At 59.5% G+C, this 21373-nt stretch carries 20 protein-coding genes and 5 pseudogenes; 8 read left to right on the top strand and 17 right to left on the bottom strand.

Annotated features, from left to right (window positions below):
* Positions 1–4 precede the first annotated feature (4 nt).
* The 4 genes from ACRANW_RS00585 (at position 5) to ACRANW_RS00570 (ending at position 2266) form a co-directional block, all read left to right on the top strand.
* Positions 5–400: a copper resistance protein CopC gene (locus ACRANW_RS00585; RefSeq protein ID WP_479432648.1), complete on the top strand. Its 396-nt coding sequence runs from the start codon at positions 5–7 to the stop codon at positions 398–400.
* Between the two features lie 7 nt (positions 401–407).
* Positions 408–1337, top strand: coding sequence for a copper homeostasis membrane protein CopD (copD, locus tag ACRANW_RS00580; protein WP_479432647.1), 930 nt, complete (start codon positions 408–410; stop codon positions 1335–1337).
* Positions 1338–1558: 221 nt separating this feature from the next.
* Positions 1559–1963 carry a hypothetical protein gene (locus tag ACRANW_RS00575; RefSeq protein WP_479432646.1) on the top strand — a complete coding sequence of 135 codons (405 nt, stop codon included), beginning with the start codon at positions 1559–1561 and terminating at the stop codon, positions 1961–1963.
* Between the two features lie 63 nt (positions 1964–2026).
* Entirely contained in the window at positions 2027–2266 is a 240-nt protein-coding gene (locus ACRANW_RS00570; RefSeq protein WP_479432645.1) for a hypothetical protein, read from the top strand.
* A 35-nt stretch (positions 2267–2301) separates the two neighbouring features.
* Here the strand turns inward: ACRANW_RS00570 and ACRANW_RS00565 are convergent.
* The 3 genes and pseudogenes from ACRANW_RS00565 to ACRANW_RS00555 all read right to left on the bottom strand — a co-directional run.
* Positions 2302–2751 (bottom strand): annotated as a pseudogene (locus tag ACRANW_RS00565) (integrase core domain-containing protein); the annotation flags it as partial.
* A 65-nt stretch (positions 2752–2816) separates the two neighbouring features.
* A protein-coding gene (locus tag ACRANW_RS00560; protein ID WP_479432644.1) for an IS3 family transposase occupies positions 2817–4183 on the bottom strand; the annotation gives its coding sequence in 2 pieces (ribosomal slippage) (positions 2817–3830 and positions 3833–4183; 1365 coding nt in all).
* An 85-nt stretch (positions 4184–4268) separates the two neighbouring features.
* Positions 4269–5179 (bottom strand): annotated as a pseudogene (locus ACRANW_RS00555) (helix-turn-helix domain-containing protein); the annotation flags it as partial.
* 172 nt (positions 5180–5351) lie between these two features.
* Here ACRANW_RS00555 and ACRANW_RS00550 point away from each other — a divergent pair.
* On the top strand, positions 5352–7352 hold the full coding sequence (locus ACRANW_RS00550) for an ATP-binding protein (protein WP_479432643.1): 2001 nt from the start codon (positions 5352–5354) through the stop codon (positions 7350–7352).
* 120 nt (positions 7353–7472) lie between these two features.
* On the opposite strand, the pseudogene ACRANW_RS00545 reads toward ACRANW_RS00550, so the two are convergent.
* Positions 7473–7892 (bottom strand): annotated as a pseudogene (locus ACRANW_RS00545) (integrase core domain-containing protein); the annotation flags it as partial.
* An 85-nt stretch (positions 7893–7977) separates the two neighbouring features.
* Between ACRANW_RS00545 and ACRANW_RS00540 the strand changes: the two are divergent.
* Positions 7978–9344, top strand: a protein-coding gene (locus ACRANW_RS00540; protein WP_479431339.1) for an IS3 family transposase whose coding sequence is annotated in 2 segments (ribosomal slippage) — positions 7978–8328 and positions 8331–9344 — 1365 coding nt in all. Because the reading frame shifts where the segments join, the coding sequence is not laid out codon by codon here.
* 789 nt (positions 9345–10133) lie between these two features.
* Here ACRANW_RS00540 and ACRANW_RS00535 read toward each other — a convergent pair.
* Entirely contained in the window at positions 10134–10355 is a 222-nt protein-coding gene (locus ACRANW_RS00535; protein ID WP_479432642.1) for a hypothetical protein, read from the bottom strand.
* A gap of 352 nt (positions 10356–10707) precedes the next feature.
* Here ACRANW_RS00535 and ACRANW_RS00530 point away from each other — a divergent pair, with 352 nt between their 5' ends.
* Positions 10708–10974 (top strand): DUF6437 family protein, encoded by a 267-nt coding sequence (locus ACRANW_RS00530; RefSeq protein WP_479432641.1) that lies wholly within the window; start codon positions 10708–10710, stop codon positions 10972–10974.
* Positions 10975–11040: 66 nt separating this feature from the next.
* Here the strand turns inward: ACRANW_RS00530 and ACRANW_RS00525 are convergent, their stop codons facing one another.
* From ACRANW_RS00525 to ACRANW_RS00475, 11 genes and pseudogenes are all read right to left on the bottom strand, one after another.
* Complete coding sequence (locus ACRANW_RS00525) at positions 11041–11427, bottom strand: single-stranded DNA-binding protein (RefSeq protein ID WP_479432640.1); 387 nt, start codon at positions 11425–11427, stop codon at positions 11041–11043.
* A 281-nt stretch (positions 11428–11708) separates the two neighbouring features.
* Positions 11709–11978, bottom strand: coding sequence for a hypothetical protein (locus ACRANW_RS00520; protein WP_479433971.1), 270 nt, complete (start codon positions 11976–11978; stop codon positions 11709–11711).
* Between the two features lie 279 nt (positions 11979–12257).
* Positions 12258–13181, bottom strand: coding sequence for a DUF2493 domain-containing protein (locus ACRANW_RS00515; RefSeq protein WP_479432639.1), 924 nt, complete (start codon positions 13179–13181; stop codon positions 12258–12260).
* Positions 13182–13475: 294 nt separating this feature from the next.
* On the bottom strand, positions 13476–13901 hold the full coding sequence (locus tag ACRANW_RS00510) for a hypothetical protein (protein WP_479432638.1): 426 nt from the start codon (positions 13899–13901) through the stop codon (positions 13476–13478).
* A gap of 61 nt (positions 13902–13962) precedes the next feature.
* Positions 13963–14598, bottom strand: coding sequence for a class I SAM-dependent DNA methyltransferase (locus ACRANW_RS00505; RefSeq protein WP_479432637.1), 636 nt, complete (start codon positions 14596–14598; stop codon positions 13963–13965).
* Entirely contained in the window at positions 14591–15313 is a 723-nt protein-coding gene (locus tag ACRANW_RS00500; protein ID WP_479432636.1) for a PIG-L deacetylase family protein, read from the bottom strand. The genes ACRANW_RS00505 and ACRANW_RS00500 overlap by 8 nt, the downstream gene beginning before the upstream one ends.
* Positions 15310–16410, bottom strand: coding sequence for an acyl-CoA dehydrogenase (locus ACRANW_RS00495; RefSeq protein ID WP_479432635.1), 1101 nt, complete (start codon positions 16408–16410; stop codon positions 15310–15312). Before ACRANW_RS00495 ends, ACRANW_RS00500 begins: the two co-directional genes overlap by 4 nt.
* The gene (locus ACRANW_RS00490) at positions 16407–16694 is read right to left on the bottom strand and encodes a hypothetical protein (RefSeq protein ID WP_479432634.1); all 288 of its coding nucleotides are present in this window, start codon (positions 16692–16694) and stop codon (positions 16407–16409) included. Before ACRANW_RS00490 ends, ACRANW_RS00495 begins: the two co-directional genes overlap by 4 nt.
* Complete coding sequence (locus ACRANW_RS00485) at positions 16691–17815, bottom strand: glycosyltransferase family 2 protein (protein ID WP_479432633.1); 1125 nt, start codon at positions 17813–17815, stop codon at positions 16691–16693. Before ACRANW_RS00485 ends, ACRANW_RS00490 begins: the two co-directional genes overlap by 4 nt.
* Positions 17816–17822: 7 nt before the next feature.
* Positions 17823–18320 carry a YciE/YciF ferroxidase family protein gene (locus ACRANW_RS00480; RefSeq protein ID WP_479432632.1) on the bottom strand — a complete coding sequence of 166 codons (498 nt, stop codon included), beginning with the start codon at positions 18318–18320 and terminating at the stop codon, positions 17823–17825.
* A 432-nt stretch (positions 18321–18752) separates the two neighbouring features.
* Positions 18753–18833: pseudogene (locus ACRANW_RS00475) on the bottom strand (transposase); the annotation flags it as partial.
* A 144-nt stretch (positions 18834–18977) separates the two neighbouring features.
* Here ACRANW_RS00475 and ACRANW_RS00470 point away from each other — a divergent pair.
* A complete protein-coding gene (locus ACRANW_RS00470) occupies positions 18978–19850 on the top strand; it encodes a mechanosensitive ion channel (RefSeq protein WP_479432631.1) in 873 nt (290 codons plus the stop codon).
* Here ACRANW_RS00470 and ACRANW_RS00465 read toward each other — a convergent pair.
* Positions 19814–21310 (bottom strand): annotated as a pseudogene (locus tag ACRANW_RS00465) (strawberry notch family protein); the annotation flags it as partial. The gene ACRANW_RS00470 and the pseudogene ACRANW_RS00465 sit on opposite strands and share 37 nt — an antisense overlap.
* Positions 21311–21373 lie beyond the last annotated feature (63 nt).

Genomic DNA, 21373 nt, shown 5'->3' with positions numbered 1-21373 from the left:
CACTATGAATTTCCGCAAAATACTCCCGATAGGCGCGATGATCCTCGCCTTGGTATCAGCTGCCGTGCCAACTGCCGCATACGCGCACGCGCGCGTCACGGCATCGACGCCGGGCGAGGGCACAACGGTCGCGCGCCCGCGCACCATAACAATTACCTATAGCGAGGCTCTATTGCCGCCGACCGCCGCTGCCAGCATCGTCATGACCGCAATGCCCGGCATGCCGAATCATGGCGAAATGACGATCCGAAATTTCACCACCGCCTGGTCGAATAGCAACCGGACCCTGACGCTCAACCTGCGACAGGCCCTGCGTGCCGGCACCTATGAAGTGCGCTGGCAGGCCGCAGGGTCCGACGGGCACCGCATGACAGGCACCGTGAACTTCACGGTCAGCTGACCGCAGCATGGGGGATTGGCTCGAGCCGGGTTTGCGGGTTCTCCACTATGCGCTGCTGCTCGGTCTGTTCGGGTGGACAGCGTTCCGCGTGATTGGCCTGCGCCAGCTAGACTGGCAAAATCAGACGGAGAACTGGATGGCCCTGGCAATATCGGGCGCGGTGTTGGTACCGCTTGTCTCGATCGTGCTGATGCTGACATCGATCGCCGCGATGATGGGCCAGCCCCTCGCTGCGCTCGACGAGCCAATCGTCGAAGCGATAGTCTTTGGCACGGATCTCGGCTGGGCTTTCCTTTTGCGAATGGCGCTGCTCGGCGCGGCGCTAATCGCGCTGTCGCTGCAGAACCGTCTGGCGTCAGCGTTACCCATTGCTGCCCTGTGTTACGCAGCCGCACTGATCACGCTCGCGTGGAGCGGGCATGCAGCTGCGACCGAGGGCGGATTGGGGCTGTTTCATCGCCTCAATGATGGGCTGCACTTGCTCGCAGCCGGGTTGTGGCTGGGGGCCACCGGCTGGTTCCTCCATCTTGTCATCAGGGCGCATCGCCGGGCTCAGAACGCGCAGGCTCAGACCCTCCTACGCGTGATGCATGGATTTGCGCCACTGGGGCTCACGCTGGTGTCAGTCGTGGCTGTTACCGGCCTGATCAATGCCCAACTTATCTTCGGGATCACGAACAGTGTCGCAGTGCTGACGACCGATTATGGCATATTGCTAGCGGGAAAGCTGGTTCTCGTCTGCGGCATTCTCGCTTTCGCGGCGCACAATGCCCGGATCGGGCGGCGCAGTGCTTCGCCAAATGAGCGTGATGACATCGATAGCCCCGCTTCGCTGGCAGCGCTGCGTCACAGTCTTGCCGGGGAGTTTGGGCTGGCGTTTGGCGTAGTTGGCCTTGTCGCAGTTTTGGGCATGATGTCACCGATGATCATGGAATAGGCTCCGCCCGATCGACTCATCGACTCTCTGCGCTGCCAACGATCCCAAATCTCTGACTTCTGTTTGTCTGTGAAAAATATCCGGCGGCGATACCCCATGGCTTACACTCCATCTTTCCTGAAAGACTAAAGTGTTGCGATGACCATTTGATCCCACCCCCAACAGCAGACACAGCTTCGCGCCGCAATCGTCGAAGCAAAACTTAGACCGTTGCACGAACAATGCTCGCCAGCTATCGACGCAAGGTGTTCCGGTTTCTCACCCTCATTCTGCTCGTCAGCGCGCTTATTGTGCCACGCGCGGCGTGGGGTGCACATTTAAGCGGGCATGACGATCTCTCCACCGCCGGAGCGGTCCATTCGCACCATGACGACGATTCGCATGAGCATGAGACCGGAAAATTTTTAGTAGGCGACCCTTCAATCGACACCGACAGTGAGGGTGAGCAGGACGGTCTGACGCATGACCATTCTCCATCTTTTGCTGTTTCTGCGGCAATTGTCCTTCCTGATGACGCAATATTGCCTGCCTTGAACGTGGTAGCTGCGTCCACCGAAAGCATGGAACGGTCCGGCACTTCGCTTTCACACCCGGATTCTCTTTTGAGACCTCCTCGCGCCATCTGATGCTCTCACCGGGCACGCGCCCGGTTTTCAGATTACGCGGAGGAATCAATGCCCAAAATCCGGATGCGCGATGCATCCCTATCCCTTGCCATGGCGCTTGCCTGCACTGTCCCGGTTTCGGCTTCAGCGCAGCAAAGTGTCAGCGAAGATGAAGCCATCCAGCGTGCGCTGGAGCGCGAGGATATATCCGCGCGCGACAATGCCGACCGTTCAGTCTCGCTAGCCGAGATCGACATCGTCGGGCCGCGCGATAACCCGTCAGTCTGTCCGTCGTCAGAACATTTGGCGCAATGTGCGGCGTAGATTAGCGGAGTGCGGGCCTCGTCTGGGGTTTGGTTTTAGGCGGCGAGCTTGCGGTGTTGCAAGCGCCGATGTTCGATGGTCTGTCGCTTGATCCTTTCGCGCTGTTTGATGATGGCCGGTGCCCTGCCGAAGTAGACGTCGGCGGGCGTCACGTTGCACAGCGCTTCATGGTAGCGCTGGTGGTTGTAGTGCTCGACGAACGTCTCGATCTGGGTCTCAAGGTCGCCGGGCAGGAAGTAGTTTTCCAGCAGGATGCGGTTTTTGAGGGTCTGGTGCCAGCGCTCGATCTTACCCTGGGTCTGCGGATGCATCGGAGCGCCGCGCACATGGCTCATCTTGTTGGCCTCGATGTATTCCGCCAGTTCGCCCGCGATGTAGCTGGGGCCGTTATCGCTGAGCAGTCTGGGCTTGTGCAGCACCGTTGCACTGTCGCATCCTGATGCGGCGAGCGCCATGTCCAGCGTGTCGGTCACATCTGTCCGTCGTCAGAACATTTGGCGCAATGTGCGGCGTAGATTAGCGGAGTGCGGGCCTCGTCTGGGGTTTGGTTTTAGGCGGCGAGCTTGCGGTGTTGCAAGCGCCGATGTTCGATGGTCTGTCGCTTGATCCTTTCGCGCTGTTTGATGATGGCCGGTGCCCTGCCGAAGTAGACGTCGGCGGGCGTCACGTTGCACAGCGCTTCATGGTAGCGCTGGTGGTTGTAGTGCTCGACGAACGTCTCGATCTGGGTCTCAAGGTCGCCGGGCAGGAAGTAGTTTTCCAGCAGGATGCGGTTTTTGAGGGTCTGGTGCCAGCGCTCGATCTTACCCTGGGTCTGCGGATGCATCGGAGCGCCGCGCACATGGCTCATCTTGTTGGCCTCGATGTATTCCGCCAGTTCGCCCGCGATGTAGCTGGGGCCGTTATCGCTGAGCAGTCTGGGCTTGTGCAGCACCGTTGCACTGTCGCATCCTGATGCGGCGAGCGCCATGTCCAGCGTGTCGGTCACATCCTCTGCCCGCATGTTGGTGCACAACTTCCAGGCGATGATGTAGCGCGAGAAGTCGTCGAGGACGGTCGATAGATACATCCAGCCCCACCCGATAATCTTGAAGTAGGTAAAATCGGTTTGCCACATCTCGTTCGGGCGGGTGGTCTTGGTGTGGAACTGATCGGCAGCCTTGATCACGACGTAGGCCGGGCTCGTGATCAGATCATGGGCCTTCAGCAGGCGGTAAACCGTGGCTTCGGACACAAAGTATTGGCGTTCATCGGTAAATCGCACGGCCAGCTCGCGCGGTGACAGCTCGGACTGCTCCAGCGCCATTTCGATGATCTGGTCCTGCACCTCGGGCGCGATGCGGTTCCACACCCGGCTCGGCGCTGACGGTCGATCCGCGAGCGCCTCCAGGCCACCATCGAGGTAGCGGTCATACCAGCGGTAGAACGTCCGACGGGCAATGCCGAGCTTATCCAGCGTCCGCTTGGCGGGCAGGTGCGACTGCTCGACGATCCTGATGATCTCCAGCTTTTCAGAAGCAGGATACCTCATTCGTCGTCGCCCCCATCCGCGATCATGCTTTTTTTAAGCAGGCGGTTCTCGAGCGTCAGGTCAGCTACGCATTCCTTCAAGGCGCGGGCTTCGCGGCGCAGATCCTGCACCTCGCCGGTGGTCGCGGCACGGGCGGTGTCGCCGGCCAACCGGCGCTTGCCGGCTTCCATTAACTCCTTCGACCAAGTGTAATACAGGCTCTGAGCGATGCCTTCCTTGCGGCACAGCTCGGCAATGCTGTCTTCGCCGCGCAGGCCGTCCAGCACGATGCGGATCTTGTCTTCGGCCGAGAAGTGTCGGCGGGTTGCACGCCGGATGTCCTTCACCACTCGCTCAGCAGGGGCCTTCTTGGGAGGGGATTTTTTCAAGGAGGATTGGGTCTTCATCTTCGTTCCTTCGTCACTACGACGAAGCCCCAACCCTCCTTAAATCACAACCTCAAATCTGTGCCATTGGTGCTGACGGGGGACAGGTGCACAACTTCCAGGCGATGATGTAGCGCGAGAAGTCGTCGAGGACGGTCGATAGATACATCCAGCCCCACCCGATAATCTTGAAGTAGGTAAAATCGGTTTGCCACATCTCGTTCGGGCGGGTGGTCTTGGTGTGGAACTGATCGGCAGCCTTGATCACGACGTAGGCCGGGCTCGTGATCAGATCATGGGCCTTCAGCAGGCGGTAAACCGTGGCTTCGGACACAAAGTATTGGCGTTCATCGGTAAATCGCACGGCCAGCTCGCGCGGTGACAGCTCGGACTGCTCCAGCGCCATTTCGATGATCTGGTCCTGCACCTCGGGCGCGATGCGGTTCCACACCCGGCTCGGCGCTGACGGTCGATCCGCGAGCGCCTCCAGGCCACCATCGAGGTAGCGGTCATACCAGCGGTAGAACGTCCGACGGGCAATGCCGAGCTTATCCAGCGTCCGCTTGGCGGGCAGGTGCGACTGCTCGACGATCCTGATGATCTCCAGCTTTTCAGAAGCAGGATACCTCATTCGTCGTCGCCCCCATCCGCGATCATGCTTTTTTTAAGCAGGCGGTTCTCGAGCGTCAGGTCAGCTACGCATTCCTTCAAGGCGCGGGCTTCGCGGCGCAGATCCTGCACCTCGCCGGTGGTCGCGGCACGGGCGGTGTCGCCGGCCAACCGGCGCTTGCCGGCTTCCATGAACTCCTTCGACCAAGTGTAATACAGGCTCTGAGCGATGCCTTCCTTGCGGCACAGCTCGGCAATGCTGTCTTCGCCGCGCAGGCCGTCCAGCACGATGCGGATCTTGTCTTCGGCCGAGAAGTGTCGGCGGGTTGCACGCCGGATGTCCTTCACCACTCGCTCAGCAGGGGCCTTCTTGGGAGGGGATTTTTTCAAGGAGGATTGGGTCTTCATCTTCGTTCCTTCGTCACTACGACGAAGCCCCAACCCTCCTTAAATCACAACCTCAAATCTGTGCCATTGGTGCTGACGGGGGACAGTCGCTTCACTTCCTGCTTCTCAGATCGAAGTCGGCGGTGAAGGCGGACAAGAAGCACTGGCGCGCCTTAAGCAAACTTTTTCGCGCGTGGAATCATCATGGCGTCCTGCGTCGCAGGAGGAGAGCTATGAGATCGTGCGTCGAAGGCTCTTCAAGGATATCCCCGGCGACAGGTATCACCACAAGGACAACACACTAAAGCAATTTGCCAAGCTATACCGAGAGAATTCAAACGACTTCCCACAAGGATGCTCGGACGAGGATTATCGACGTAAGCTTGATAAGGCTTATCCAATCCACCCCGAGCTGTTCGACTTGTTGTACACGAGCTGGGGCTCGCTTGAGAAGTTTCAGCGGACGCGCGGTGTGCTGCGGTTGATGGCGCAGGTCATTCACGAGCTTTGGATGAGCAATGATCCTTCGGTCATGATTATGCCGGGCAGTGTGGCGATCAGTTCTTCACGGGTGGAACCGGAGCTTCTGCACTATCTCGACGTGAACTGGCAGTCGATCATCGCGGGCGATGTCGATGGAGCCAGCTCGACGCCCTATAAGATCGATCAGTCCGCTCCAAACCTCAACCGGTATTCGGCAACGCGTCGCGTGGCGCGGGCTGTCTTCATGGGCTCGGCGCCAACGTATCAGGAAGAAAACCGAGGTCTCGACGACAAGCAAATCAACCTCGGGGTCGTACAACCCGGAGAGCGCCCCTCCATTTTCGGCGATGCTCTTCGCCGGCTGACCAACCAAGCCAAGTTCATGCACAGCGATCTTGGCCGCTACTGGTACTCGATGTCCGCGAGCCTCAACCGGCTGGCAGCAGATCGCGCAGGGCAGCTAGAAGACGCTTTGATCTTGGTCACGATCGATCAGGAGCTCACCAAATACATCAACGGGATAGCAGATCGCGGACATTTCGACGCCGTCCAAGTGGCTCCTGCTTCATCGGCAGAGGTGCCCGATGAAGCAGGAGGAGTCCGCGCTGTTGTGCTCAGCGTGTCCCATCCTCACACCGGGCGTGACGGGTCCGATGCGCAGATGGAAGCCAAAGACATCCTGATGCAACGCGGTTCAACACCGCGTGTTTATCGTAACACCCTGATATTCCTTAGCGCAGAGGCAAGGCAACTCGACGGCCTCAAGGATGCAGTTCGATCTGCGCTCGCCTGGGAATCGATCGTTAAGGACGACAAGCGCTTAGACTTGAAAAAGAGCGATATCGCCCTTGCGGAAGCAAAGCTGTCCGAAGCCAAGGATACGATGAAGACTCGTTTGCGCGAATCCTGGTGTTATCTCATTTACCCGCACCAAGAAGACGCGCAGTCAGACGTCGAGTGGTCGTCAAGCAAGATCCCTGCGCAAGACGGAGTTTTGTCGAGAGCCAGCAAGAAACTTGCGAGCGATGAAGGCCTAATGCCGGAACTCGGCCCCACGAGGCTGGACCGCGATCTCCAGCGCTATCTCTGGAACGGCAAACCACACTTGCCCTTGAGGGACCTGTGGGAATATTTGAACCGGTATACCTACCTCCCCCGACTGAAGGACCAAACGGTCCTTGTTAAGGCCGTCCAAGCGGCCGTCTCAGGGATGCTTCCAGGTCCGTTTGCCTATGCGGAGAAGTGGGATGAAAGCTCCGAAAGCTATCTTGGACTCTTGATTGACAAGGCGACAAGTCCGCACATTATTGTGGATCGCGACAGTATCATTATCAAACCGGATGTTGCCCAGGCTCATCGCCCCGTTCCGGCCAAGCCAGGCGAACCCGCAACCGAGGGCGGCACTCCTGGTGGCGAAGCTGATCCCACCACGGATGAAGGCAAAAAGACTGCCAAGACAGAACCCGATGACAAAGAAACACTCCCGACCCGCTTTGTCGGAACGGTCATGATTTCTCCGGATCGGCCGGCCCGAGACATCCACCAGATTGTCGAAGCTATTGTGGAGCAGCTTACCACAATCCCAGGTAGCGAAGTGACGCTGAAGCTCGAGATAGAGGCCGAGGTCGCAAGCGGCCTTGATCGGTCCAAAGTCCGGACTTTGATGGAGAACGCAGCAACTCTCGGCTTCATCGACAAGGACATACGCTAACCAAGATATCTTGAGGGTGTGGGCGCAAACCGCCGGGTCAGCCAGGTGTCCGTCGTCAGAACATTTGGCGCAATGTGCGGCGTAGATTAGCGGAGTGCGGGCCTCGTCTGGGGTTTGGTTTTAGGCGGCGAGCTTGCGGTGTTGCAAGCGCCGATGTTCGATGGTCTGTCGCTTGATCCTTTCGCGCTGTTTGATGATGGCCGGTGCCCTGCCGAAGTAGACGTCGGCGGGCGTCACGTTGCACAGCGCTTCATGGTAGCGCTGGTGGTTGTAGTGCTCGACGAACGTCTCGATCTGGGTCTCAAGGTCGCCGGGCAGGAAGTAGTTTTCCAGCAGGATGCGGTTTTTGAGGGTCTGGTGCCAGCGCTCGATCTTACCCTGGGTCTGCGGATGCATCGGAGCGCCGCGCACATGGCTCATCTTGTTGGCCTCGATGTATTCCGCCAGTTCGCCCGCGATGTAGCTGGGGCCGTTATCGCTGAGCAGTCTGGGCTTGTGCAGCACCGTTGCACTGTCGCATCCTGATGCGGCGAGCGCCATTGTCCCCCGTCAGCACCAATGGCACAGATTTGAGGTTGTGATTTAAGGAGGGTTGGGGCTTCGTCGTAGTGACGAAGGAACGAAGATGAAGACCCAATCCTCCTTGAAAAAATCCCCTCCCAAGAAGGCCCCTGCTGAGCGAGTGGTGAAGGACATCCGGCGTGCAACCCGCCGACACTTCTCGGCCGAAGACAAGATCCGCATCGTGCTGGACGGCCTGCGCGGCGAAGACAGCATTGCCGAGCTGTGCCGCAAGGAAGGCATCGCTCAGAGCCTGTATTACACTTGGTCGAAGGAGTTCATGGAAGCCGGCAAGCGCCGGTTGGCCGGCGACACCGCCCGTGCCGCGACCACCGGCGAGGTGCAGGATCTGCGCCGCGAAGCCCGCGCCTTGAAGGAATGCGTAGCTGACCTGACGCTCGAGAACCGCCTGCTTAAAAAAAGCATGATCGCGGATGGGGGCGACGACGAATGAGGTATCCTGCTTCTGAAAAGCTGGAGATCATCAGGATCGTCGAGCAGTCGCACCTGCCCGCCAAGCGGACGCTGGATAAGCTCGGCATTGCCCGTCGGACGTTCTACCGCTGGTATGACCGCTACCTCGATGGTGGCCTGGAGGCGCTCGCGGATCGACCGTCAGCGCCGAGCCGGGTGTGGAACCGCATCGCGCCCGAGGTGCAGGACCAGATCATCGAAATGGCGCTGGAGCAGTCCGAGCTGTCACCGCGCGAGCTGGCCGTGCGATTTACCGATGAACGCCAATACTTTGTGTCCGAAGCCACGGTTTACCGCCTGCTGAAGGCCCATGATCTGATCACGAGCCCGGCCTACGTCGTGATCAAGGCTGCCGATCAGTTCCACACCAAGACCACCCGCCCGAACGAGATGTGGCAAACCGATTTTACCTACTTCAAGATTATCGGGTGGGGCTGGATGTATCTATCGACCGTCCTCGACGACTTCTCGCGCTACATCATCGCCTGGAAGTTGTGCACCAACATGCGGGCAGAGGATGTGACCGACACGCTGGACATGGCGCTCGCCGCATCAGGATGCGACAGTGCAACGGTGCTGCACAAGCCCAGACTGCTCAGCGATAACGGCCCCAGCTACATCGCGGGCGAACTGGCGGAATACATCGAGGCCAACAAGATGAGCCATGTGCGCGGCGCTCCGATGCATCCGCAGACCCAGGGTAAGATCGAGCGCTGGCACCAGACCCTCAAAAACCGCATCCTGCTGGAAAACTACTTCCTGCCCGGCGACCTTGAGACCCAGATCGAGACGTTCGTCGAGCACTACAACCACCAGCGCTACCATGAAGCGCTGTGCAACGTGACGCCCGCCGACGTCTACTTCGGCAGGGCACCGGCCATCATCAAACAGCGCGAAAGGATCAAGCGACAGACCATCGAACATCGGCGCTTGCAACACCGCAAGCTCGCCGCCTAAAACCAAACCCCAGACGAGGCCCGCACTCCGCTAATCTACGCCGCACATTGCGCCAAATGTTCTGACGACGGACACCTTGTCGGGCCGACGGAACCTGGCTCACCTTGCGGAAGGTCGTGATGAGAATAAATCGTGAACAACTCGTAGTCAATCGAAAGTTTAGCCTGCAATTACAGAACATTAAAGACAAGTGAGTTCTGTGCGGATCAGCGCAAAGCCGCTCTACTCGCAGACGGGTTGATTCCGCCCAAAACAGAATTTCACAATAAAGTCAGAATGATACGTCCCGAATTCGCGGGGTAGGGTGTGCTCCCTTGTTCCCATATGCGCGAGGGAGGACCAGACAATCAGAGGTATTGATCTCGGATGCCTTTTTCCAACCTCTACGATGGAGCGCGAGCAAAGGTCGCCTGGCAGGTATTCGAGGGCAGTTCGGCCGCTCTTAGGTGCCTTCGCAAAGACAACTGCACCTGCGAAAGAGGCAGCGGCCAAGGGCGCGTGGCAAGCAGGCAAGCGGGACTTGTCGCGGCCATGCTTTTCGCCGCCCGACCTGTTGCCGGTTCGCAAGTGCATGCAGGGCCCGCGAACACATAGCGCCGCACCCTCAGGAGCGCATCGCATGATGCGCGGGACAGAGTGCGTCCATAGCCCTGCTCCTTTTTCGGGCGCCGGCGCACTGCGCACGGTGTCCGTCAGCGCCTCAATGCGTCTGCCATTGATTCGCTTTTACCCCAGGCGAACAAGAAAAAAGGGCAGGAACCGTTCCTGGTTCCCGCCCTGCGGATAGCATCAGAACTCGTCGAGCATTCCCCCGTGTACCGTGTGGACTACCCGCTCTGTGAGATACGCTGGTAATGCATTGTAGTCACCCTCATCGAGGGCAATATATCCAAGCTCATCATCCTCGATAACGTGCTGGTCGAAGAAGCTGTGCAGCGCCCTTTTCTCGGCGGTTTCAAGAGCCTCGAAGTAGCTGCGCGATGGTAGAGCGCAATGTGTAGAACAAGCCATGGTAATCCTCCTGATATCTGTCGTGAGACGACAGGAGGCGTGCGCGATGGTCTTGCGTATTTCGGGTCACAGGATCGCCCGAACGGGCGACCGCGCAAGCGGCGGCGGGGGTAACGATTTTGTCCGATGCCGGATGCAATCCGGTGGCGGTCAAAATGGTGGGGCCCCGCACGTCCTTGAGGCGGGATACGCAAGGCCATCATGCTGGGACAACCGTGAGCCAGGACCCACCACCTCCGCCCCAACTCTTAACGCATGCGAGCTTGGTACGAATGGCCTTTCCTACACCCCTATGACGCGTGCATGGAGTTCACCGGGGGAGCATATCCGAGGGGATGGAAGGACAAGAAAAATGCCCCGAAACACAAGCGCTATTGCCGCCCTGCAGAAGCTCGAAGCGGAGCGCGAGGCGCTCGATGCCAGGCAGTCAGAGCTCGAGGCAAAAGCCGCGAAAGAACTTGGGCAAGTCATTCTTGGCAGCGGCCTCGAGACCTTTTCCAAAAAGGGATTGAGGCAGGTCGCCGAGGCGCTTGGAAAGCTCGGCGAAACAGCTGCAATCGCGAAGCTGGAGGAGCGCAGTGCAGCACGCACGTCAACCGCCTCACCGAGTACCGAGTAACCACAAAAGAAGAGGCCCTGCCGCTTGCGGCAGAGCCTCTTCCAAATGGTGCAATCAGCTGCAGCTTCAGTCGATCGGGGGAGCGTCCTGGTTGTCGCTGCCAGTTGCGCGCGAGAGGAAGTCGACCTTATCAGCAAGGATCTCGCAGCCGTACCGCTTGATGCCGTCTTCATCTTCCCACTGGGTGTAGTGGAGGCGGCCCTGGACCGATACCATCTGCCCCTTGGAGCAGTATTCGCCGACGGTTTTGGCGAGGCCATTGAAGCAGGTTACCCGGTGGAATTCGCTGTCCTTGGCGGTGTAGCCGTTTTCATCCTTGTAGGTTTTGCCGTCCTTGTCCCGCGCTGGGCGGTCGGTGACCACGGTGATGCCGGTAACGCTGGTCCCGCCTTTGGTTTCGCGGGTCTCGGGATCGCGGGCGATGCGGCCGGTGAGGATAACGAGATTGGTCATGATTAATTCTCCTTTAGCTCTCAAACCGGAAACCACTTCCGGCTTGCGAACGTCGAAGAGAAACAGGGCATGGGAGGACTGCACCGCAGGCACTCAGGCAAGCCTGTGGGCCAAGGGAAACCTGTTCATGACGGGTGGTGCGGGCAGCCCGCGCAGCGGGCAACACGGCCGGAAAGGACCAGGTTGCAGCGCCTCAGCTGACCTGGTTCAGACAGGTTCGCAAGGAAAGCCGGAGTGGAGTTCGGTTGGGCATAAAGGTGACCCGGAGATCCAACGTGTCTTCACCCTTTCGCATCGCTTTCGCTTCCCGCGAGAAGGTCCATGAAATTGCGGGCCGCTTCACGGTCATCATCATCTTCGAACGCGACATCGAGGTCAGGGGCTGACCCAAGCATGTGGAGCAAGGCCCATAAGGCGAAGCGCTTTCCGCGATCCTGCTCAAGGCCGAGATTGACCAGGCAGCGTTCAATGCCCGAAGCGAGGGTGTCGGGGCTAACTGACGACACGTCGGTGTCGTAGAAATAGCGGCTGAGCAGGTCATCGAGTTGCAAGATTGTGATCTGATAAGGCCTCTTGTTGGTGGCAAACGTCAGCATCCCGAGAACGCCCCAAGGGACGATATATAATCCAGACATTTAGAGGAGAATTGGCGGACGGTCGCTCAAAAGCGACACAGGACCTGCGTCCCACGAAGGGAGAAGTACGATGCCAGGAAAGCAGCACAAAGCCACAAGGCGATTCGCCATTCAGCCATGTATCGCAACAAGGCCAATCCCGGAGCAAGAAGCGGTAAAACGAGCGGCCGAAGCCGCTCGCCTTTAAGTCGTCTATCAACCGTCAGTGGTGCACCGACGATCGACCACAGTAATCCGCTGAGCCTTGGCCTCGATGACCAGACGCTCGAGCACACCATTGCCGGGAAACGCAATTACGTAACGGGGCTTCAAGCTCAGCATCTGCTCATTGCGCTTGAACCCAGCGCGGGCACCAAGGCGCCTGTCGAGGGAAAATACCAGTTGCTGGATATCGCGTCGCTCGGCCCAGCTGGCTGCTAGCCGATCAACACCTTTGCTGTCGCCGCCATGGACAAGAAGCATGTCAGGAACTTGGTCGTGGACCTTGTCGAGGGTGCCCCAGACGGTTTCAGCGAAAGCTTTGGCTTCGTCGGTGGTTGCAAAGGATGATCGACCGCCTGCAAAAACGATTGGCGTACCTTCGGGTGAGTGAGCGGCTCGGCGCCGTTCGGCACGAGTGCGCAGGAAATCGCGGGCATCAACAACGGCTGATGTGAGCTTGGCGGAGTGGTTCGGCCGGGAGCCGGACATGGGCTTCCATGAGGATCCAATCTCGTCGAGATACAATGCAGCCGCGGTTTCCCGCATCTGTTCAAAAGCGATCATGCTGGCTTCAGCCGCCTGCGCACGTTCAACCTGCTCGTCGAGATTGCTCGAATGGATTTCCGATCCATCGGCGGAGGCAAGCAAGGCTCGGATTTCGTCACTCGCGCGGTCGAGCCGGGACGATTTGCGGCTGGCGGCGCGATGGAAAAGATTGACGAAACCCCAGGCGATATCCTCCGCATCGGCCTCAAGGGCGGTATCTGCAAACATCGCAAAGAGGTCTGACCAGGCTCCGGCAAGCGTCTGATTGATTGCTTCGTCACAGGGAAAGTCGGTCTGGGTAAAAGGCGCGGGCTTGATGCTGAAGCCTGAAAGGTCAAGGCCTGCGAGGTGGTCAATGAAGGTGTCATACATGGTCAAATCTCCTGATCTGTTCGAGGGATTGGAAGACGCGACTTGATTGACTCGCTCCCGATCCGCCGGAGCCCGATCAGGGCCGGGACAAGGGTGAAGGCGCACCGCGTGAGCGGGAAACCTGCGGGCCTAGGCTGGCGCGGGTAACACGGGGCCGACGGGCCGCAGGTTGCGCCTTCCCCCGACCGGCCCAGGGTCTCTCCCGGCGGAACGGGGCGAGACAAATCAGTGGCCCCTTCCCGAAATGGGCAGGAGTCTGACCGTTGCTGCAAATGTGAAACTGCCAGGCAAATATCACGGCGCAGAATTCGCGCGCTCGAAGATCGCCTCGCCATTGGAAAATCGCCCAACGAGATGGAGCTCTCCAAACACTTTGATGAATGTGTCAGACACCTGGGTGAGCCATTGCTGGGCACGGCCCGATCTCGCCTTTCGGTAGTCGGCCTCCCAATAGAGGCTATCGTCGCGTTCAACGATCCAGATAGCAGCGAGACCGCAATAGGTTGAAATCCCGCAATCCGCGAAGGCGTTGCGAAGGAGGATGCGATCTTCACGCCCACGCCAGCAATCAAATGGCTCGAGTGATGGAAGGCAGGATCTGGCCGTGTCGACGATATCCTCAACGAGACATTCATAGGCCCAATCCCAGTCGTCTTCCGCTTCGTCGATCATACGAAATGCGACGATGGCATCCGTCGGATAGCTCACAGAACGTCCCATGGTATGTCTCCTTCAGGCTGCCTGTTCGAGGTTATGGTCGTCTTCAGACGACTGACTCTGCTCAAGACCGCCAAGTCGCATGAGTAAGCTTGCCGCTTCTTCGGCTCTCGCTGCGGCTGTCAGGATATCCGACCAACAAATCCAGACGATAGCATTGCTCGCGTCGCGCCATGGTGACCTGCCATGGCGCGGCGTCGAGGAACAGCGCAACCGCAGTGTCGCCATCGACAGGGAGATCGTTAGGCCCGGTCCAGTTGACCAGCAGGCAGATACCGCCATCGGTCAGGCTTTCGCGGGCGAGCCGGGAAACGTTGCGGATTTCCTCGACGCTGAGGAAATAGAGCACTTCGGATAGGATCACCGAGTCGAATTGCCCATCCGGCCAATAGCTTGGCACCTCGGCGGCGACGAATTCGATACAGTCGGATCCCACTAGCCTTTGCCTCGCCAGTTCGAGCGCCTTTGGCGAAACATCCACCGCGACTATCGCATCGGTGCGGGTCGCCAGAGGTTCGGTCAGCGCGCCGCCCGCGCAACCCACTTCGAGCAGCCGGACAAAGCGCTGCTCGCCCAGCGCGGCGAGCACCGCCTCCCGCTTGCTGCGTTCGTAGTCGCTGGTGTCGATGTCCCAGGGGTCGGGATTGTCGGCGAACAGCTGGTCGAAGCACGCCCGCCGCTCGCTGGGGGTCTCAGCCACGGTAGAAGATCTCCGCATGCGCGGCGAAATGCGCCAGCAGCGGTGCGGGCATGAGAAAGGCCTCTGGGTCGGCGATGAGATCGGTGAATTGCGAGCGATAGGCCTCAAGCGCAAGGCGCTTGCGCTGCAAGAGCGAGGGCGCTTCAAATAGCCGAAGCTCGGTCTCGGGCAGCGCTCGCTCGCCGAAGCGGCCCCAGACCGGCGCGCTCCACAGCGCTGCCCGGCAATGTTCCGCCAGATCGCGCGCAATTGCATGCGCAGTTGCGTGGTCACAATGCGGATCGCTCGCCGAAGTGGTCCAGATCGCTTCCGGATCGGTGGCCTCGACGAAGGCGAACAAGGCATCCCAGCCACCATCGGTCAGATCGTCGCAATGGCTGCGCCCATCGGGAAGGCCGAGCCGATGCACCGCAACCGCCCGGTCCGGGCTGAGGATTTGTAGCGCCGCGTCCAGTTCTGCGTGGCGCACAGCGGCAATCTCGCCCGTGTCACACGACGGATGCGAAGCCTCGCCATCAGTCACCAGGACGAGCGCGATTTTCCTTCTCGCCTCAGCCGCCGCGGCCAGCGCCTGCCCGCAGCACAAAGTCTCGTCGTCGGGATGCGGCATTACCAGCAGCAATCCGCCTGGCGGCGACAGTTCCGCCAATTCCACCGCGGCCGCCCCCTCCGCAGCGCGCAGCAGGCTGCCTTCCGCGGTCGCAGGAACGCTCACAGATCCTCGGCCCGCAACCCGCTCCCGGACAGCGCCCGCGCGGCGCGCTGGCGCTTCGCGTCGGGTTGCGCCTGACACAAGAACAGTCCGAGATCGCGGCGGATCCGCTCGATCGACGTGCCCTCCTCATGTGCCGCCATCCCCAGCCCGCTCTCGACCAGTGCCAGCACCGTGCGGCAATTGTCCTCGGTCACCTGCCGCGCCAGCAGCGAGAGCGTGGCGGTGGCGGGGGACGCCTCGCGCGCCTCGACCGCCTCAGCCGCACGCCACAGCCACAGCCGCATAGTCTCGAGCGCGATTGCGCCGGTCGCGATCCGGTCGAGCTGGTGCGGATCCTCGATCCGGCCGCGCTCGAGCAAGGCCTCGCGGAACCGCGCGAACAGCGCCTCGGCGCCGCCGAAATGTGCGGCGGAATAGCGCCAGATACCGCCCTCGAAATGCGGCTCGCGGACATAATCGCCGAGTTCGCCGAGCACGGCATCATCGGCGAGTTCGACCCCGTTGAAATCGTAGCGCCCTGATCGCGTGGCGCGCATCCCCGAGACGGTCCAACCAGAGGGATCGCAGCGCGAAGGATCGTTGGTCGGCGCAAGTGCCAGCAATGCACCTTGATCACCGTTGATCGCCACCACTGCTTGGCGAACGAGCCAGAGCCCCGAAGCGAAGCGCTTGGCACCGCCGAGCACAAGGACTGCGGGATGGTCTGAGAGCGTCATCGGGCTGCCTGGATCGTCCGCACCCCAAACGCCGAGCAATTCTCCTGCATGGACGCTCTGCGCGAGGCGTTTCTGTGTCTCCTCACGGCCATAGAGCATCACAAGTTTTACCGCATTCATATGGCCTTCAAACAATCGCGCGACAGAAAGATTGACCCGTCCGAGGCCACGCAATGCTGCGAATGCCCCCGTCACACCTTCGGGGGCGCAACCCCAGCCTTCTCCCCCGCGCTCAAGCGGGAGACAGGAGGCCAGCCAGCCAGCGTCATGGAGCGCCGCAACATCCTGGGAGAGATCACCATCCTTTACGTCGCTGGCCGCCGCGCGGCCGCCAATGGCGCCGAGCAGTTCGGCGTGGAGGTCCGGCCAAGGCGCGGTCATGCAGCGGCCCGGAGTGAAAGCATCCGCTTGAGCTCGATTTCGCCGCGTTCGAATGTAACAGATGTGCTGGTAATAGGGGCCCCGTCATACTGACGTTCGGGTGCTTGCTCTTCGATAGCAGACTGAATGCAACTGGCCCGTAATGATTCGTCCGGATCTCTTAAGATGCCCGATTGGAGCTGTTCGATCGGAAATGGCAAGCTTCTCTCCAAGGAATCTCGTAAATCGCTTTGCAATGAAACCGTCACTCGATTGATACCAACGCCTGTCTCACGCTCGGTCATGCTTCGGCGCCCGCTGCGTAAAATTGGCTTGTTGTGTTATTTGGCCTCTCATCGCGAGCAGTGGTCAGGTTCACGACGACTTGGGACATGCGCATCCGGCGATGCTGCAAAGTAGGATCGCGCGCTATCGCATCCTGGAGCTGCGCATATTTTCCTGTGCCCAGCGGCAGACCCGTCCAGATATCCGCAAGGCGTCGCAGCAGAACGAGCGGGACCAGCTGTTCGTCGCAATATGGATCCTCATCCGTGGCCCGGGCGCGCAATGCATCGCCCATCCCGCCGGCTGCTCTTGCAAAAAGTCTTCCGGACGTTTCAACTGTCACGTCACCCGCCATTTTGATGGACCAGCCGCGGCGACGGGCAAGAACGGCCAACGCCTTGTCTTCGCCCACTTGCGGTATCGGCATGCCGCCGATCTCCCGGTAGCGCACGGTCGGCAGCGCCAGGCTGGCACCCATCGCGGCGATCTGGAAACTTGGCGCATCCCTACCGGTCCAACGCTGCCACAATCGTTCAAGCTCCGCTGAGTAAGCTGCTTCAACCTCGCCGCAATGACGAACAGAATGGGGCAGCTCAGCATATTCCTGCGAATTGATCGACACCTTGCCGCACACCAGATCGGCACCTTCGCGAAGATGCCGAAGGTTCGCCGCTGCCCATTCAGGGGCGACAAGTGTGTCGCCATCGGTTGTTAGCAGGGCGCCATTTCCTACCAACAGCGCACCGATATCAAGCCCGATACGCCGCGCATGCGGTGCGTCGGCGATGGCGGGCCGCAGCGAAACGCTTGCGATCACATAGCTGCATCCCGAAGCCTCGAGGAGACTGGAGGCCAACTGCCAAGAGCGGTCAGCGCTGTTGTTGATCAGCAGGACAACTGCCCCGGTTGCGCCGCTGCGTTCAACTGAGTGAACTAGTGATGCAAGAAAGGCTGGTAAAATCCGTTCCTCGTTTTGGGCGGGAACGCAGATGGCGAAATCCACTTCGGCGTGGAGCGACGACGCAATTGGCCCCAAGGAAATTTGATTTTTGAACGGCAAGACGGCAACGGCGTCATCGACAATTGACGAAGCGAAAATGCATTTGGTGCCGACCCGCTTGGTCAAAGAGCCGGCACCCATCGTTATGTCAGCTCTTGGCTTGCAAGTTGACCGATCGTTCCGCCAGATCGGTCATGTTTTCGTCCGCGCCATAGATATCGGCCGTAATGGCATCGAGCTTGGCGGCATGGTCATCCTTTCCGAGGGCTTCAGCAAACGCCTTGGCAGTGCCGAAGCCGCAAATACCGTAATGACACATGCGCTGATATTGCGAGACAATAATCACGTCGCGCACATCGTCATCCTCAATATTCGCTTCGATCACATGTTTTTTCGCTTCTTTGACGAGGCCTTCCATGCCCTTACAATGTTCCTTCTCGCTCTCGCCGCAATCTTTGAGCAGCTCCTGCAAGGTAGCGGTATGGCCCTTAATGCCCTCGGCAGACTTATTCAGCCGTTCCTTGAGCTTGGGATCGCTCGCTTTGTCGGCCAATTGGCCGACCATCTTTAACATTTGATCATTCGCGGACCAGTTGTCGGCCAGTTCTTCCTTGTAACAATCTTCCAGATTTTTCGGTGCAGACACAGTGCGTCTCCTCTTTTGGTCAATGCAAGCTCACGGCGGCTTACTGCTATGGAAACGCTGGGCGGACCGTTTAGTTTCGAGCTTTTCAAATTCAAATCAATCAAGCCGCTGATCGTAATTGAGAAACATATGCAGGAATGGCCCCTTCGGTCCTATTCGACGCCAAATTTGTTCGTCCGCCCAGCGATCCGGCCGAGCCAGTTCCGCCTTGCGCCTTCTTCCCTGCCATCACCGTGATCCAACCGCGTCCTAAAGACTGCCATTTATTCATGCGCGCAGCGGTTGTTGGAAAACCCCACGGAATAATGTCTCCGCCACGCTGGCGAGCACCGCTCCATTTGTTGGCGTAGAGGGTTGCAGCGGCTCACAATATCACGTGCATCAACTAGCTTTACCGCCTCGTCCGTTGGACGGGCGCGCTATCGAGGGTCCAAGGTCAGCGGTCTTCGCTCCCGCCTCGGCCTCCTTCACCACGCCGATGATCTGCTCTTCGGTAAACCTCGTTCTCTTCATCTCGTCCTTCCTTCTGTCAGGACCGGACCCTAATCGAGACTGGACGAAAATCAGGGGGTCACGTCACCGACAGCATCGATTTTACGGCAGCCTCCTGATCTGGTAGGCCGAGGTTAATTCAAGAAACATGGGGATTTACTTATCATGCGAATGGGGAATTACCGCTTCAACGAGGATCTGGCGATGGAGCTAGTCCAGAAGATCGGACTAGCCGTCCTGATCGTCGTCGTCACCTGGCTGCTCGCGCGGGCCGCCAAATGGGCCTTTGCCAAGCTGGTCGACAACGTCCGCTTTTTCCAGAGGGGCACCGGCAGCGGCAGCTCGCTGGGTGAATCGCTCGGCAAGATCGTCAGCTTGCTGATCTGGCTTCTCGGCCTGCTCGCCGTGCTGCAAGTGTTCGACCTTGGCGCGGTTGCCGGGCCGATCGACTCGCTGCTTAAAAACGTCGTGTCATTCATCCCCAATTTGATCGGAGCGGGGCTGATCTTCTTCATTGGCCTGATGGTCGCTAAGATCGTGCGCGATCTCGTCGTCACCGCGCTCCAGACGGTCAATTTCGACAAATGGGCCAATCGTGGCGGTGTCGACACCGTCACCGGCAATTCCACCATCAGCAACACTATCGGGACGATCGCCTATGTGCTGATCATCATCCCGGTCGCGATCGCAGCGCTCGAAGCCCTCAATATCGATACGATTTCAACTCCGGCCAGTAGCATGCTGCAGCTGATCTTCGATGCCATTCCGCGCATCATCGGAGCCGCGATCTTGCTTGGCATCGGCTACGTCATCAGCCGTTTCGTTGTGCAGATCCTCAAGGAGATTCTTGGCGGACTGGGCGTCGATCGCTCGCTCGCGGCGGCCGAGATCCTGCCCGACGGCACCTCGGCTTCGGACATTATCGCCCGCATCGCGCAGGTGGCGATCATCCTGTTCTTCGCGATTGCGGCGACCCGCCTGCTTGGCTTCCCCGAGCTTACGCTGCCCTCGTCATCGCTCATCGTTTCTGACCGCTGATTGCCGTCCTCGTCGGTGAAGACCTGCATCAGGCGTACGGGAAAGCTCTTGGCGAGATAGTCAATGACATATTCACGCGGGGACAAGTCGATATCGAGCGCTTCGCGTTCGTCGTCAGAAAGGTCGGCGAGACGCCGGTCAAGCATGGCCTCTGACGTTGAAACAAGCTGCACGACCACCGAATTCTCCTCGCTAAGCGCCTCTTCCATGGCCGGGATAAGGCTCGGCAGTTTCATCGAAAGCAGGAGCTGCGCAAAGAAGCGCTGCTTGGTGCCTTCAAATATCGAAAGTGCAGCAGATTTTGCGTTTCGGTTCAGCGTATCGCCGCTGTCCTCGTCGACCACCCGGGTCGCTTCAAGCGCTGCCTCTAGATTGCGATGGATGATCGCCCAGGCTTCCGCATAGGCATCGTAAATCTGCACCTGCGCATCACTCAGCCGGCGTTCGAGAATATCATACTCGACCCCGGCGAAGGACAAAGCGCGAGCAAGGTAGAGACCCTGTGCCTTGAGGTCACGGGCGACGAGTTCCATGGCTGCGACCCCGCCGGCCCGGATGTCGCTCATGAAGGCTTCGTGCGTCGGGAATGCGGTTTCCGGGCCCCACAAGCCAAGTCTGGCGGTGTAGCCAAGATTGGCGATATTCGACGCTCCCGTAGCAGATGCATAAAGGACGCGGGCGCGCGGCAAATTGTTCTGTAGCCGGAGGCCCGCCATACCCTGTTCTGAGCCCTTGAGCTTACCGCGCGTGCCCGATGAGCCGAGCGCGTTGGCCATGGCATGCGCCTCGTCAAAAGCAATCACACCATCAAATTCCGCAGCCGCCCAGGCGAGGATTTGATCAAGCCGGGTATCTTCGGCGCGTCCTGACCGCAGCGTCGGGTAAGTTACGAAGAGAATACCCTCAGGCATCGTAACGGGCTGTCCGATTTTCCAGCGCGAGAGCGGCTGGATGTCGAGCGCCATCCCGCCAAGCGCCTCCCAGTCGCGGCGAGCGTCCTCGAGCAATGCTTCGTTCTTGGTGATCCATATATGGCGGCGCTCGCCCGAGAGCCATCGGTCCATGATAACTGCGGCGATCTGCCGTCCCTTGCCCGCTCCGGTCCCATCGCCGAGGAAAAAGCCCTGGCGGTAGGAGCTGCCGTCCTCGGTGAGCTCAAGCATCGTGCCTTCCTGGCTCGGCCGGAATTGACCAGGCAGGTCGCGCGCAAACGCTTGCGCAGCATAGATGAGTGTCTCGCATTGCGCTTCGGACAGCAGGCAGTCTGCCTGCCAGTTTGCAGGAAGAAGTGGACACGCTTCGGGAATCGGGGCCGTGACCGATCCCATAGCGACCGATTCAACGAGGGGTGTCGGATGCGCCGGAGCATTGGCAAACGCAATGCGGCTGGGGCGATAGGGGAGATAGATGCCTGTTTGCTCGGGCACCGGCGCGGGTTCGGTGAGCGCGGTATAGGCCAGTTCGGCCACGTCGGTCGCGGAACGTGGCTGCGTAGCAAACGGCGCCGACGGCCTGATCGCTGA

The organism is Erythrobacter sp. 'gip.4 top 5' (genome assembly GCF_056495765.1).
This window is presented reverse-complemented; position numbering and strand designations above follow the sequence as displayed.

What these genes read in the sequence shown, in the direction of transcription:
- ACRANW_RS00515 (WP_479432639.1), bottom strand. Translation starts at nt 13,181, where the DNA reads ATGTATGACACCTTCATTGACCACCTCGCAGGCCTTGACCTTTCAGGC.
- ACRANW_RS00585 (WP_479432648.1), top strand. Translation starts at nt 5, where the DNA reads ATGAATTTCCGCAAAATACTCCCGATAGGCGCGATGATCCTCGCCTTG.
- ACRANW_RS00525 (WP_479432640.1), bottom strand. Translation starts at nt 11,427, where the DNA reads ATGACCAATCTCGTTATCCTCACCGGCCGCATCGCCCGCGATCCCGAG.
- ACRANW_RS00490 (WP_479432634.1), bottom strand. Translation starts at nt 16,694, where the DNA reads ATGACCGAGCGTGAGACAGGCGTTGGTATCAATCGAGTGACGGTTTCA.
- ACRANW_RS00575 (WP_479432646.1), top strand. Translation starts at nt 1,559, where the DNA reads ATGCTCGCCAGCTATCGACGCAAGGTGTTCCGGTTTCTCACCCTCATT.
- ACRANW_RS00530 (WP_479432641.1), top strand. Translation starts at nt 10,708, where the DNA reads ATGCCCCGAAACACAAGCGCTATTGCCGCCCTGCAGAAGCTCGAAGCG.
- ACRANW_RS00470 (WP_479432631.1), top strand. Translation starts at nt 18,978, where the DNA reads ATGCGAATGGGGAATTACCGCTTCAACGAGGATCTGGCGATGGAGCTA.
- ACRANW_RS00495 (WP_479432635.1), bottom strand. Translation starts at nt 16,410, where the DNA reads ATGACCGCGCCTTGGCCGGACCTCCACGCCGAACTGCTCGGCGCCATT.
- ACRANW_RS00535 (WP_479432642.1), bottom strand. Translation starts at nt 10,355, where the DNA reads ATGGCTTGTTCTACACATTGCGCTCTACCATCGCGCAGCTACTTCGAG.
- ACRANW_RS00570 (WP_479432645.1), top strand. Translation starts at nt 2,027, where the DNA reads ATGCGCGATGCATCCCTATCCCTTGCCATGGCGCTTGCCTGCACTGTC.
- ACRANW_RS00510 (WP_479432638.1), bottom strand. Translation starts at nt 13,901, where the DNA reads ATGGGACGTTCTGTGAGCTATCCGACGGATGCCATCGTCGCATTTCGT.
- copD (WP_479432647.1), top strand. Translation starts at nt 408, where the DNA reads ATGGGGGATTGGCTCGAGCCGGGTTTGCGGGTTCTCCACTATGCGCTG.
- ACRANW_RS00485 (WP_479432633.1), bottom strand. Translation starts at nt 17,815, where the DNA reads ATGGGTGCCGGCTCTTTGACCAAGCGGGTCGGCACCAAATGCATTTTC.